Source organism: Pedobacter flavus (assembly GCF_036324285.1).
Taxonomy (GTDB): domain Bacteria; phylum Bacteroidota; class Bacteroidia; order Sphingobacteriales; family Sphingobacteriaceae; genus Pedobacter; species Pedobacter flavus.
Genome location: NZ_JAZDQU010000001.1, coordinates 431,129 through 445,444 on the forward strand (window position 1 = coordinate 431,129; position 14,316 = coordinate 445,444).

General features: G+C 33.4%; 13 protein-coding genes. 3 read left to right on the plus strand and 10 right to left on the minus strand.

What is annotated here, in order from left to right; genetic code table 11:
- Positions 1–513, plus strand: a complete 513-nt coding sequence (locus VRU49_RS01975) for a DUF4251 domain-containing protein (RefSeq protein WP_330145094.1) — start codon at positions 1–3, stop codon at positions 511–513.
- Here VRU49_RS01975 and VRU49_RS01980 read toward each other — a convergent pair.
- From VRU49_RS01980 to secA, 8 genes are all read right to left on the minus strand, one after another.
- Positions 503–1,579, minus strand: coding sequence for a glutaminyl-peptide cyclotransferase (locus tag VRU49_RS01980; RefSeq protein WP_330145095.1), 1,077 nt, complete (start codon positions 1,577–1,579; stop codon positions 503–505). The two genes, VRU49_RS01975 and VRU49_RS01980, sit on opposite strands and share 11 nt — an antisense overlap.
- Complete coding sequence (locus VRU49_RS01985; protein WP_330145096.1) at positions 1,560–1,922, minus strand: YraN family protein; 363 nt, start codon at positions 1,920–1,922, stop codon at positions 1,560–1,562. The genes VRU49_RS01980 and VRU49_RS01985 overlap by 20 nt, the downstream gene beginning before the upstream one ends.
- Positions 1,922–3,850: a DNA primase gene (gene dnaG, locus VRU49_RS01990; protein WP_330145097.1), complete on the minus strand. Its 1,929-nt coding sequence runs from the start codon at positions 3,848–3,850 to the stop codon at positions 1,922–1,924. Before dnaG ends, VRU49_RS01985 begins: the two co-directional genes overlap by 1 nt.
- Positions 3,851–3,873: 23 nt before the next feature.
- On the minus strand, positions 3,874–4,536 hold the full coding sequence (locus VRU49_RS01995) for an SGNH/GDSL hydrolase family protein (protein ID WP_330145098.1): 663 nt from the start codon (positions 4,534–4,536) through the stop codon (positions 3,874–3,876).
- Between the two features lie 141 nt (positions 4,537–4,677).
- Positions 4,678–5,622, minus strand: coding sequence for a hypothetical protein (locus VRU49_RS02000; protein ID WP_330145099.1), 945 nt, complete (start codon positions 5,620–5,622; stop codon positions 4,678–4,680).
- 25 nt (positions 5,623–5,647) lie between these two features.
- Positions 5,648–6,829, minus strand: a complete 1,182-nt coding sequence (locus VRU49_RS02005; protein WP_330145100.1) for a M20 metallopeptidase family protein — start codon at positions 6,827–6,829, stop codon at positions 5,648–5,650.
- 17 nt (positions 6,830–6,846) lie between these two features.
- Positions 6,847–7,287 (minus strand): SPOR domain-containing protein, encoded by a 441-nt coding sequence (locus tag VRU49_RS02010; RefSeq protein ID WP_330145101.1) that lies wholly within the window; start codon positions 7,285–7,287, stop codon positions 6,847–6,849.
- 12 nt (positions 7,288–7,299) lie between these two features.
- On the minus strand, positions 7,300–10,599 hold the full coding sequence (secA, locus tag VRU49_RS02015) for a preprotein translocase subunit SecA (protein WP_330145102.1): 3,300 nt from the start codon (positions 10,597–10,599) through the stop codon (positions 7,300–7,302).
- Positions 10,600–10,794: 195 nt separating this feature from the next.
- On the opposite strand from secA, the gene VRU49_RS02020 reads away from it, so the two are divergent.
- On the plus strand, positions 10,795–11,841 hold the full coding sequence (locus VRU49_RS02020; RefSeq protein WP_330145103.1) for a 3-oxoacyl-ACP synthase III family protein: 1,047 nt from the start codon (positions 10,795–10,797) through the stop codon (positions 11,839–11,841).
- On the opposite strand, the gene VRU49_RS02025 is transcribed toward VRU49_RS02020, so the two are convergent.
- On the minus strand, positions 11,842–12,714 hold the full coding sequence (locus tag VRU49_RS02025) for an SDR family oxidoreductase (protein WP_330145104.1): 873 nt from the start codon (positions 12,712–12,714) through the stop codon (positions 11,842–11,844).
- Position 12,715: 1 nt separating this feature from the next.
- Positions 12,716–13,483 carry an enoyl-CoA hydratase/isomerase family protein gene (locus tag VRU49_RS02030; RefSeq protein ID WP_330145105.1) on the minus strand — a complete coding sequence of 256 codons (768 nt, stop codon included), beginning with the start codon at positions 13,481–13,483 and terminating at the stop codon, positions 12,716–12,718.
- A gap of 187 nt (positions 13,484–13,670) precedes the next feature.
- Here VRU49_RS02030 and VRU49_RS02035 point away from each other — a divergent pair, with 187 nt between their 5' ends.
- Complete coding sequence (locus VRU49_RS02035; protein ID WP_330145106.1) at positions 13,671–14,315, plus strand: 4'-phosphopantetheinyl transferase family protein; 645 nt, start codon at positions 13,671–13,673, stop codon at positions 14,313–14,315.
- The last annotated feature ends 1 nt before the right edge of the window (position 14,316 follow it).

Genomic DNA, 14,316 nt, shown 5'->3' on the forward strand with positions numbered 1-14,316 from the left:
ATGAAAAAATTATTTTTAATTATTTTAGTTTTTATAGGTGCACAATCGGTATTCGCTCAAAATGAAATCAACTTGGAGGAAATAATAAACTCCAAAAAATTCATTTTTCAAGCTAGGAGTGCATATCCTCAAAACAGTTATGATATAACTGAAATTCTACGTAGAATACCAGGAAGTGTATCGTCGTCTAAAATTGATTTAGACCCAAACATTTATAATGTGAAATTTAACAGCAATGAAATAAATGCGTATTTACCTTATTACGGTAGATCTTTTTCAGGAAATAATGGTCTAAATGAAGGAGGAAATAAATTTATTTCAAATAAATTTTCAGAGAACATCAAAAAAAATAAGAAAGGCGTGTATCACATAAACTATCAAATTAAGGATGTTTTTTCTACACGCGAGATTATTTTAGAAATTCAGCCAAATGGAAATTCCATTCTATTTATAAATAGTATGAACAGAGAAAGTATTTCTTATGATGGTATTATAAAAGCTATTAAGGAATAGAAATTTCTATCTCGAAAAGTTTAGGCCAATATTTTCCAGTAACGTATAATCGTTTTGTGTTTTTATTGTAGGCAATTCCATTTAAAATATAATCGGTATCCAGTGCTCTATCTTGCAAAGGATGTAACCCTATTAAATTAATAGTGGATTCTACCGCTCCGGTATTTGGGTTAATAACTACAATCTTATTTGCATAAGGCCCCGTTAAATCGTAAATATTGGCATAAATTTTCCCATCAATATATTCCAATTCATTTAGCAAATTTACTTGACCTCTATGGTCATATACCTCTATTGAGCCTATGGTTTGATAAGTATTCTTATCCAAAATATAAATTGTAGAAGATCCATCTGAATTATACAATTTTTCACCGTCGAAACACAATCCCCACCCTTCTCTATTAGATGGGTAAGAAAATTCTAAAACCTTTTTAAATGAATTAAAATCATATACAAAACCAACACTTTCTTGGTAAGTTAACTGAATAAGCTTATTCCCTACTTTTGTTAAACCTTCGGCAAAATATTGTTCCGGAACATCAATCTTTTGCACAACTTTTCCAGATTCAACTTCCACTTTTCTTAAAGAAGATTGTCCTCTTTGACCCGTACTTTCATATAAATATCCGTTATGATATTCTAACCCTTGTACATATGCTGCTGCATCATGAGGGTAACTTTTAATCAATTTAAAAGCATATTCTTTTGGAGCTGATGCTGCAAGGATTATAATATTGGTTGTAATTTCCTCATGATTGCCATTTTTAAAGACTTTGGCCATCAAAACATGGTTACCCAATACAAATCCCCCAGTATTAATTTCTACTTCATTAGCATTCGTATTTGCGGCCACCTTCACTGTATCTATAAAATAAACAATTGAATCTAGATTTGTAACATCATCTAAATCCAATTTGGCTTTAAAAGATTGACCTAAATTTATTGTTGACCCACCTTCAGGTGTTAAAAAAGTAACGTATTTGTTTTTTTCTTCACTACAAGCGATAAAAAACAAAGAAATTAAAGCTAATGAGTAAAATTTTATTCTATTCTGGCCAAAAAGCATCGTCTATATGATTTAAAGTATATGATTGATTTTCGTTAAAAAGGATTGAAATAATATCAAATCTAACTTCTCCATTAAAATCTACGAGGTAAAGATAGTGATCTGCAGCACGTGAAAGATTCATAATTTTATTTTCATCAACAAAACTATCCGGTAATCCAAATGCTTGGCTACGTCTCGACTTAACTTCAACAAATACAATTTTATTGTCGAATAAAGCAATAATATCTATTTCTGCTTTTTCAAAAACCCAATTTTGATCTAAGATTTCGTATCCTAAATTTAAAAGATATTTAGAAGCGATTTCCTCTCCCAACCGTCCCAAATTTAATGAAGCATTCATTATTTCACTATAACAGACCCTAAAAATTCTGAAATACTACGTTCTAAATTTTTTGCGAGCGCATATTTCTTCATCAATATTTCTTGATTAACAGGGTCCGTCTCGGTCTTTATTTCAATTAATAAATTTTCTAACATCCCATCAACTTTTCTTTTCTTTAAATGAAAAATTCCGCCCAAAATGGTAGACTTTAGATTTACCGATTCGTCTCTCACGTAAATTTTATGTTTATCGTACCAATTTTCACTTAAATGGTAAGGAGATGAAGATAAAGTAACTGCTAGGTGAGCGATTTCATTATCATCGCTTTTTATAAACTGATTAGCAGTTGGAAGGTGTCCTAAATCAATTTCTTTATAATAAATCTCTATAATTTTTCTACAAACAGGATCCTCAAACTGAACATCAGTTAAATTTGACATTATAAAAGGACCTATATACATTTTTTCGGCATCTTCATCCCAGCTCACAAATTCATGTCCATAGGTAAGCAAAAGCCTAATAATTTCTCGCTCTTGTAATTCATTAGTTTCCTTAACAAGCGAAGGATCTTCTCTAAAATCTGTACTTTTTGCAACCGCATCTGGAGCAATAGGCTGAGGAGAGGTAGGTGCTTTTTTAATTTTTGCTGATCGTATTTTATTTAATTCGCTAATTAGGATACGTTCTTCAACCTTAAGTAAATTGCTACACTCCCTGATAAAAATAGAAGTTTTAATTTGATCTGGTATTTTCGCTATACTTTCAACTATATCCCTAATTAATTCTGCTCTTTTTATTGGGTCAGAACCTGCTTCAGCCAATAGGACATTAGCTTTATAAAGAATAAAATCTTTTTTACTTTGCTCAAGATATTCTTTAAATAAGCCGGCACCAACATGGTGCATATAAGAGTCTGGGTCGTGCCCGTCAGGAAATGAAACGATCTTAACATTTAACCCCTCTTCTAATATAATATCGAGCCCTCTTAAAGAGGCCTTAACCCCTGCCGAATCTCCATCAAATAATATGGTTATATTTTTTGTGAACCTGCCAATTAGCCTTACTTGTTCTATTGTTAAGGAAGTACCAGAGGAAGCGACAACATTTTCAACTCCGGCTTGATGAACAGAAAGCACATCAGCATATCCTTCCACCAAATAACAATTATCATTATCTCGAATTGCCTTTTTGGCTTGGAACAAACCATATAATACATTTGATTTATGATAAATTGGACTTTCAGGAGAGTTTACATATTTAGGGATATTTTTATCTGACTTTAAAGTACGTCCTCCAAAACCGATAATTCTTCCTGTAATATTATGAATTGGAAACATTACTCGACCTCTAAAACGGTCGTAAATTTTCCCATTATCATTTTTAATACATAGTCCGGTTTCTTCTAAATATTGAAGCTTATAGCCGTTTTTAATAGCGTCTGCATATAAAGCATCCCAAATATCTGGGGAGAATCCCAACTCAAATTTTTTAATGATATCTTCCCTAAATCCTCTTTCTTTAAAATAACTTAAGCCAATTGCCTTTCCTTCTTCCCCTTCCCAAAGTTCTTTCTTAAAAAAATCTGACGCATACTGCGAAATAATAAATAGATTTTCCTTGGTTTGTTGAACCTCTGCATCTTGTTTATAATCTACAGTTTCTTCTATTTCTATATGATATTTATTCGCTAAGAACTTTAGCGCTTCAGGATAGGAATAATTCTCATGCTCCATAATAAAACGGACAGAATCTCCAGCTTTACCACATCCAAAGCATTTAAAAATTCCCTTAACTGCCGAAACATTAAAGGATGGTGTTTTTTCATTATGAAAAGGACAATTACCAATTAAACTAGTACCTCGCTTTTTTAAATTTACAAAATCACCAACCACCTCCTCAATCCGAGCAGTCTCCATTATTTTGTCGATCGTTTCCTGCGTAATCATCTCGTTGGTGGCTACCTTTTAAATTAGTTCAAAATTTTCGCAAAGTAATCCGCTAATACAGAATTGCCCACATTATTTAAATGAACACCATCGTATGTAAGAATATTTTTAGAAGTATTTTGAGCATTATTCTCCGCTATATATTGATTAAATAAACTTCTTAAATCAGCTAATTTTAATTGGTTTTTAACAGCCAATTGTCTTATCCCTTCCGAATATTTATTTAATTCAGCATCCATCTCATTTGCATTAGATTTCAATTCACCTATTACTGTTGGCGTACAAATTATAACCTCAGAACCATTTAACTTGATCTCATTTATTAATGCTTGATAAAACCTCAGAAACTTATCGTAATCAGTCCCAGTTTTTAACAAATTTTTATGCCAAACGTCATTGATACCAATATAAATAACCACTACATTCGGCTTCAAATCCAGCACATCCGATTTTAAACGTAAGTATAAGTCGTAAATCTTATTCCCACTTATTCCTTTTCCAATTAACTCAAATTTATCTTCGCCCAATTTAGGTCTCAATAAAGTAATGTATCCATTTTCCTTAACACCTAGCTCGGTAATTGAGTCTCCAAAAAATATCACTCTCTTTTTCTGAGTATAGCTAAATGAACTTACCAAAACAGATAATCCTACACCTAATAAGATAACAATTATATATTTATACATATTTACCTACTGCTAAATGGAAATATAAGTGAAATTAAAACTTACAATATTGAAATTTATAAAGCAATATAACCATCAAATTTATAAATCTTCAATCCTAATAGTTGTTAAATTAACAACCAAAAAGTTCTAAAATAAACTTTATTCTAATTTATAATCTTTATGAAGAACTAGAAAACTAACTTTTTCTTCCTTTTTTAAAGGTATATCCCAATTACCTTGATAGCTAATTTTTGTAGGTAATTTTTCTTCACCAAAATAAGCCATTTCAATATTCATTTTCACATCGAAATCAAAAGCAAAATTGTTTAATTTCATATCAACAGCTCTACCCAAAATATTAAAATTTCTAGCATCAAATAAGGTAGTTAATTCCTTTATCATTAAACCATCTTTGGTACCTTTAGTAAGATCTGGCTTTACGGTAACCTTAAACCAATAAACCGGAATACTATCTAGATAATTACCTCTATAAAAGGTGTAATCATAATATTGCCTCATGTTCGCCGAAAAAATCTGAGTTTTATTCGATATAAACGGAACCCCCTTTATTGGCCTGCCTGGGTTAAATATCAAAGTCTTTAATTTATCCTTTATTCCTTCATTAGACCCAATCCCCTTCACACTACTTACTTCAGCATTTGGAACAAAGTCGGAATTATAAGCATTCATAAAGATATAATCAAACATTTCGACGGTGGTAAGCTTATATTTCCCATTCTTTTTTTTCAATTCCCCACTATCATTTTGTGCCAAATATTGCATATTATGACCTTTAGTATCGTTAGAATGTTTGATTTTCCTATACATACTTCCCGTCACCTTATTTTGCTTATCATATGAATAAAGAGAATTCTCTGCTATAAATTCATATTTTTTCATCATTCTAAAGGCTTTATAAAAACTTGTATCATTTACCACCTCTCTAATAAAATCTTCGGCGGTTAATCGTCCTCTCGTAATATTAATTACAGAATCTATATGAATGGTCTTTATCGTATCTATTGTAGCTCTTTCTACAACTTGAGCAAAAAGCTTTGGTGCAGCTAATAAAATAACCCCAACTAAAAAATAGATTTTTTTCATTTATAATGTTTTACGTAAATCTTATTTAAAGATCCAATTGTTTAAGCGCTAAATAAGCCATCAGTCCTGTCGACAAAGACAATGCATTTTCATCTATATCAAAATTGGGTGTATGAACAGAATGAAAAGTATCCTTTTTTACACTTCCTGTTCCTAATCTATAAAAACAGGCGTCCGTTTGTTGACTATAATAAGCAAAATCTTCGGCAGCCATCCAGATATCTAAATCTACAACGTTTTCATTCCCCAAATATTCTATAGCGGCCATTTTTGAAGATTCGGTAAGCTTTTCTTCGTTTATTAAAAAAGGATAACCATTCATAATATTGAATTCACAACTTCCACCCATACTTTCGGCAATACCTTCGGCCATTTTTTTCATCAAAACATGTGCTTGTTTACGCCATTCTTCATTTAATGTTCTAAAAGTACCTTCCAATTTCACTTCATTCGGAATTACATTAGTTGCTCCCTTAGCTTCCACTTTACCAAAAGATAATACAGACGGTAGTCTAGGATCGGCATTTCTACTTACAATTTGTTGCAAGGCCACTATCATATGTGCAGAAATTAAAACTGGATCTATATTCTGATGAGGTTGTGCACCATGACCACCTTTGCCTTTAACCGTTACATATAATTCATCTGTAGAGGCCATATAAATACCAGATCTAAAACCAACTTTACCACTTTCTAAGAAAGGTAATACATGTTGTCCCAACATTGCATTTGGTTTAGGGTTTTCTAATACACCTTCTTTAATCATTATACTGGCACCACCCGGCAAAACTTCTTCTCCAGGTTGAAAAACAAGTTTAATTTGTCCGCCAAAAGTTGAGCTTAAATTTTTTAAGATATACGCAGTTCCTAATAACGAAGCTGTATGAACATCGTGTCCACAGGCATGCATTACGCCAGGATTAGTGGATTTATAGGGTTTATCGTTTAGTTCTTGTATGGGCAAGGCGTCCATATCTGCACGCAGAGCGATAGATTTATCAGAATCTTTAGTGCCTTTTATAAAGCCAACAACGCCGGTATTCGCCATTTCTATAAATGGGATATCCCATTCTCTGAGCTTCTTTTTAACAAATTCTGAAGTTTCAAACTCTTGAAAAGATAACTCAGGATTTGCGTGAATATGCCTTCTAATTTCTACTATTTCTGGAAATATAGTAGATGCCAGTTGTTTAATTTTTTCTATCATGGTGTTGATGAACTGTATTAATCCAAATTAGGCGCATTAATTTTTTCTCTAAAAATGAATAAAGTTGGAAATTTAGGTCTTAATTCATTTAAAAAATTCTGAGCCTCTTGTCTGGTTCTAAAATCGCCTACACGTAAGTAATAATTTGGCGATTTAAATGAAATATATGCGTTATATTTTGGATATAAGCTCTTAAATTTAGCTTGTTGATTAAATATTTCCCGACGGTCTGAGCCATAAAATATTTGAACCCTAAAACCATATTGATCAACAAGAGTGGTTCCAGGCTTTTTAGCTGGAACCACAGGAGTAGTTGTTTTTTTTGTAATTGCAATTCTTTTTAAGATTAAAGAATCTATTGACGGATCTTTAATTACAGTTACCTCGCCCTTTATCTGTGCGGAGGTTTTAATTACACAGAAAAGGAGGATTACAATAAATATATAATTCCTTTTCATTTCGTTTTTTATTTATGCTCCTTGACCGTGGCAGTTTTTAAATTTCTTTCCACTTCCACAAGGACAAGGTTCATTTCTACCAATAGTTACTTCTTTTCGAATTGGCGTTTGAGGTACATTTTCTCTGGTATCCTCCATTGGAAGACCAGCATCACTTCCGTATTCAGCTTTCGACGTTTGTAATTTAGGTTGTTTTACTGGAGCAGCAGCCTCTCTTACCTCATTTGGCTCTGGATGTCCAGGTATTCCACCTTTATATAGGAAGCTAACAACTTCTTTATTCACCACATTAAGCATGTTTTTAAATAAAGAAAATGCCTCCATTTTATAAATCACTAATGGATCTTTTTGTTCATAAACCGCATTTTGAACAGATTGTTTTAAATCGTCCATTTCACGTAAATGCTCTTTCCAGCTATCATCAATTAAAGCTAGGATAATTGTTTTTTCGAATGAACGGGTAACTTCACGACCTTCATTTTCAATCGCTTTTTTCAAATCAACCGGTACCTGAATATTTCTTAAACCATCGGTAAATGGAATAACAATATTTTCAATTATACTTCCTCTTTCTTCAAAAACTTGTTTTAATACAGGTAATGCTTGCTTAATGATCCCATCAGATTTTCTTTCATAAAATTCTGTAGCTTCATGGAACAACTTACCTGTTAATGTATTTACGTTATTACTATTAAATTCCGACTCAGTAATTTCGGTTTCTAATGAGAAGTTTTTAATTACTTCAAGTTTGAAACCTTCATAATTTAATTCTTCCTTATATTCAGTAACAATATCTTCTGCAACATCAAAGACCATGTTGTTCATATCAACATCTAAACGATCTCCGAATAATGCATTTCTTCTCTTAGAATAAATAACTGTTCTCTGAGAGTTCATTACATCATCATATTCTAATAAACGTTTACGAACACCGTAGTTATTCTCTTCTACTTTCTTCTGTGCACGTTCAATAGATTTTGTTATCATTGAATGCTGAATAACCTCGCCTTCTTCAATCCCCATTCTAACCATAATGTTAGAAATTCTTTCAGAACCAAATAAACGCATTAAATTATCTTCAAGCGAAACAAAGAATTGAGATGAACCTGGGTCACCTTGTCTTCCTGCACGACCTCTTAACTGTCTATCAACACGTCTTGACTCATGTCTTTCGGTACCTATGATCGCTAAACCTCCTGCTTCTTTAACACCTGGACCTAACTTAATATCTGTACCACGACCAGCCATATTTGTTGCAATAGTAACTGTACCTGCCAAACCTGCTTCTGCAACAATATCTGCTTCTCTTTGATGCAATTTAGCATTCAATACATTGTGTTTAATTCCTCTTAAGCTTAGCATTCTACTCAACAACTCAGAAATCTCTACAGAAGTGGTACCCACTAAAACAGGTCGCTTAGCTTCGGTTAACTTAACAATTTCGTCTGCTACTGCATTGAATTTTTCTCTTACCGTTCTGTAAACATAATCTTGGTGGTCAATTCTAGCAATAGCCTTATTGGTTGGGATTTCAACTACATCCAATTTATAAATTTGCCAAAACTCACCTGATTCTGTAGTCGCCGTACCAGTCATACCACATAATTTATGGTACATTCTGAAATAATTTTGCAGCGTAATTGTAGCGTAAGTTTGAGAAGCATCTTCAACCTTTACATTCTCTTTTGCTTCAATGGCTTGGTGTAGACCGTCAGAATATCTACGGCCTTCCATAACCCTACCGGTTTGCTCATCTACAATTTTAATCTTCCCTTCATCAATTATATACTCAACATCAATCTCAAATAATGTATAAGCTTTTAATAATTGATTAATAGAATGAATTCTTTCTGCTTTAATTGAGTAGTCTCTTAATAAGGCATCTTTTCTTTGAATTTTTTCTTCATTACTTAAATCAGATTTTTCTAATTCAGCAATTTCAGTTCCTACATCAGGTAAAACAAAGAAAGAAGGATCTTCACCAGTCATGGTAATTAACTCAATACCTTTTTCTGTTAACTCAACCTGATTATTTTTTTCATCTATATAGAAATATAATTCAGCGTCTACTTTAGGCATATTCTTAGATTGCTCTGCCATAAAGTAATGTTCCGTTTTAACCAAAGTTTGGCGATTTGCACCTTCACTTAGGAACTTTATTAATGCTTTATTTTTTGGCAAACCTCTATGTGCTCTCAATAATGCCATACCTCCATCGCCTTCTTCTACCCCAGTGTTACCAGCATTAATTAACTTTTTGGCCTCATTTAAGGTTTGTGTAATAAATGCTTTTTGAGCATTCACCAAACGCTCTATCCTAGGTTTTAATTCATGAAATTCATGTTGATCTCCAAAAGGAACCGGACCAGATATAATTAAAGGCGTACGTGCATCATCAATTAAAACTGAATCCACCTCATCTACCATTGCGAAATGCAACTTTCTTTGTACCAGCTGACCTGGCGTTTGAGACATATTGTCACGCAAATAATCGAAACCGAATTCGTTATTTGTACCGTATGTAATATCTGCTAAATAAGCTTGTCTTCTTGCCTCAGAGTTCGGTTCGTGCTTATCAATACAATCTACTTTTAAGCCATGGAATTCAAATATAGGTCCATTCCATTCAGAATCTCGTCGAGCTAAATAATCGTTCACCGTAACCACATGCACACCTTGTCCAGATAATGCATTTAAATAAGAAGGCAATGTACTCACCAAAGTTTTACCCTCACCTGTTGCCATTTCGGCAATTTTACCACTATGAAGAACGATACCACCAATTAACTGAACATCATAATGCACCATATTCCAGGTAACAATATTCCCCGCAGCTTCCCAACTATTTGCCCAATACGCTTTATCGCCTTCAATAGTTACATTTTTCTTTCTTGCAGCGTAATCTCTATCGTGCTGCGTAGCGGTAACTTCTAATTTTTCATTATTCGAAAACCTTCTAGCAGTTTCCTTTACAACAGCAAATGCTTCAGGTAAAATTTTAAGTAGAACTACTTCTAATTCCTTATCTCTATCTTTTAAAAGCGCATCTACTTGATCATAAATTGAGGTCTTTTCTTCCAAAGACAAATTTCCATTTTCAGCTTCAGTCTTTAACGCGGATATTTTCTCGTCAATTTCAGTTAAATACTCAGAAATTATTTGCTTTAATTCTGTTGTTCTATTTCGTAACTGATCATTCGTTACGTTGGCTAACTTCTCAAATTCTTGATTAATTTTATCAACTAGAGGTCTTATTGACTTAACATCTCTTTCTGATTTGCTTCCAAATACTTTGGTTAAAAATCCTAACATCCTATATTATTATGGTTATCGATATGGTAAAAACATTGATTCGCAACTATTAAGCCATTTAATTCACAAGCCACTTTGTCAGTTGCAAAGTTTCAAATTTACAAAATAAATGCTAAAATAATACGCTTGTTTGCAAGTTAATAAGAGTATTTAAGAATCAAAATAATATTACATTTGTTTCTTTTTACACAGAAAATGGAAAAATCTAAAATAGCTGGCATTGGTTACTACGTACCAAAAAACGTTTATACCAATAATGACCTTTCTAAATTCATGGAAACAAGTGATGAATGGATTAGAGAAAGAACAGGAATTGAGGAAAGAAGATTTGCTGACAGATATAATGAAACCACAACTACAATGGGCATTGAGGCAGCAAAAATTGCCATTGAACGCGCCGGAATAACCGCACAAGATGTAGATTTTATAATTTTCGCGACTTTAAGTCCAGACTACTTTTTCCCTGGCTGTGGTGTTCTTTTGCAAAGAGAAATGGGCATGAAAGAAATTGGCGCACTTGATATTAGAAATCAGTGTTCAGGATTTGTATATGCTTTATCTGTTGCAGATCAATTTATTAAAACGGGGATGTACAAGAATATTTTGGTAGTTGGAAGTGAAAAACACTCATTTGCGATGGATTTTAATACGCGCAGCAGAAACGTTTCTGTAATTTTTGGAGATGGAGCTGGAGCAGTGGTATTACAACCCTCAAAAGACAAAAACAGTGGGATTTTAAGTACGCATTTACATAGTGACGGCGCAGATGCCGAAATTTTATCGATGCTTTACCCTGGCTCTCATGCAAATAAATGGAATAAAGATTTGCCTCCGTTTGCTGATCAAGAATTAGGCGGCTTATTTATGAATGAAGCCATACTTAACAGTACAGCTGCATTACCTTATATGGATGGCCCAGCAGTATTTAAAAAAGCAGTAGTTAAGTTCCCAGAAGTAATTAAAGAGGCCTTAGCTGCTAATAATCTTACTGCAGACGATATTGACCTATTGGTTCCCCATCAAGCCAATTTAAGAATAAGTCAATATGTGCAGCAATTATTAAAATTACCAGATCATAAAGTATTTAACAATATTCAAAAATATGGTAACACAACCGCAGCCTCAGTTCCTATAGCATTATGTGAAGCATGGGAAGCTGGCAAAATTAAAGATGGCGATCTTATTTGCTTGGCTGCATTTGGTTCTGGCTTTACTTGGGGTAGTGCTTTAATTAGGTGGTAATTAACTCCCTTTTACACTCCTAGTCATTTGTTCGAGGGCGTCCCACATTTCTGATGGGATGGCCTCTAAACCATTAAATTGACCGGCACCTTGCAGCCATTCTCCACCATCAATACTTATAACTTCTCCATTAATATATCCCGAAAAATCACTAACTAAAAACGCCGCTAGGTTAACTAATTCGTGATGCTCACCCACTCTTTTAAGCGGAACTCTCTTCTTAAAATCAAATTTTTCTGCCAAATCTCCAGGCAATAATCTTTCCCATGCACCTTTAGTTGGAAATGGTCCTGGCGCAATTGCATTTGTTCTAATACCGTATTTCCCCCATTCTACTGCTAATGATCTAGTCATGGATAACACACCCCCCTTTGCACATGCAGAAGGCACCACATACCCAGATCCAGTAAAAGCATAAGTTGTTAAAATATTGAGTACTACTCCTGGTTGCTTTTCTTTTATCCAGTGCTTACCAACAGCAAGTGTACAATTAACTGTACCCTTTAATACAATATCAATTATAGTAGAAAAAGCATTTGCTGATAAACGCTCGGTCGGCAAAATAAAATTCCCTGCTGCATTATTTAACAAAACATCAACCTTTCCAAATTCACTTAAAGTTTTCGACAACACATTTTCTACCTGCGAATAATCGCGAACATCGCACTCCACCGCAAGAACTCTACCTCCAGTTGCCGCTTCCATTTCTTTGGCGGTCTTCTCTAATACTTCAAGTTTCCTACTTGTTATAACTAAATTAGCCCCTGCCTGAAGAAATCCCATACCCATCGCCTTCCCTAACCCAGTTCCTCCACCAGTTATAATTATGGTTTTATCTTTTAATCCGTCTGCGCCTAACATTAACTGTTTCATTTTAATTTGATTTATTTTTTAGTCCATCAATAATTGTCTTCAATATCAATCTAGTTGAAGGTGCCCACCATTGTTTTAACATCAACTCTAAATCTTCACGCTGATCTTTATTGGCATGACCTATAAGTTCCTTTCTAATGTTTAACTTACTTTGCTGCCAAGTTACCGCTTCAAACGCCATATATTTTCTTGCAATTCTTTCGGCCTCAGTCATAATTTTATTAGAATCGATTACCGCATCTACTAAACCTACTTCTTTAGCTTCTTGAGGGGAAAACAACTTCCCATTAAGTAAACTTCTTGAAGCAACAGCTGAGCCTAACCAAAAGCTGTAAGATTGGAAAATTACATTAGGTACGATAATGCCCACTGGGACTTCGTTTAAACCAATAATAAATTTTCCATCCGACATAATTCTAGCGTCGCATGCCAATGCAATTACGCAACCACCCGCCGGACTATGTCCATTTATAGCAGCAATTAAAGGTTTTTTAAACGATGTAATTTTAGCATTAAATTCTAAAAACAAATACCAAAACGACCTAGCTTCTTCTTCATTATATCCATACAATTCAATTAAATCTAAGCCCGCAGAAAAGAAATTCTCTTTTCCAGTAATAATTACGCCCCCTATACTCGAATCAGCCTCAATTTGAGCAAAAACATCTATCAACTCTTGCACCATCTCCCGGTTTATAGAATTAGATTTTCCTCTGTTTAAGGTTATAATGGCTAAACGATCCTTTATTGTAACTTTTATTGTATTCATGCTTTTAGTATGGTGAGAATTAAAATTCAATTTCTATTATCCTAAACATAGTAACAATGCCTGATATTTTTAAAAAAAATCGCTTATTATTTTTTAATTAAAGCGCTAAAATTGAATTAAATACTAATCCAAGCTTTAATTCCAATTTTTTAAGATAATTTTGTTGTCGATATTATAATTAACAATTATGCCGCTGGTATTAGAAAAAGCTGTAAACGCTCATACTACGATCGGAATTTGGAAGATTGAAGAAGATGAAGAAGCGTTTAGAAAAGGATTACAATTAAAACAACACGAATTAGATTTTATTGATAGTTTAGGAACTGGAAAAAGATTAATTCAATGGTTAGCCACCCGTCGCTTACTACGCCAGCTTATGAATACTGACGAATATATTGATTGTGGTATGGATGATCATGGCAAACCCTATTTATTGAATTCACATTATAAAATATCATTTAGTCACAGTTTTGATTATGCTGCTGTTATAATCAGCGACAAAAATCATGTTGGAATTGATATTGAATTGATTAAACACAAAATAAAAAGCATTAAACATAAATTCTTATCTGATTTAGAATTAGCTCAACCTCAAATTGGTGATAACACAAATGGTTTATATGTTGCATGGTGTGCTAAAGAGGCAGTTTATAAATGGCATGGGAAAAAAGGGTTAGAATTTAAACAACATATCCATATTAAGCCATTTAAATTAAAAAACGAAGGCTCACTAAAGGTAATTGCACAATTACCAACAGAAAATAAAGAGTTGGATGTAAATTATTTTAACACAAAAGATGGGTACATGGTTGCCTATGTTTCACAAGACTAAA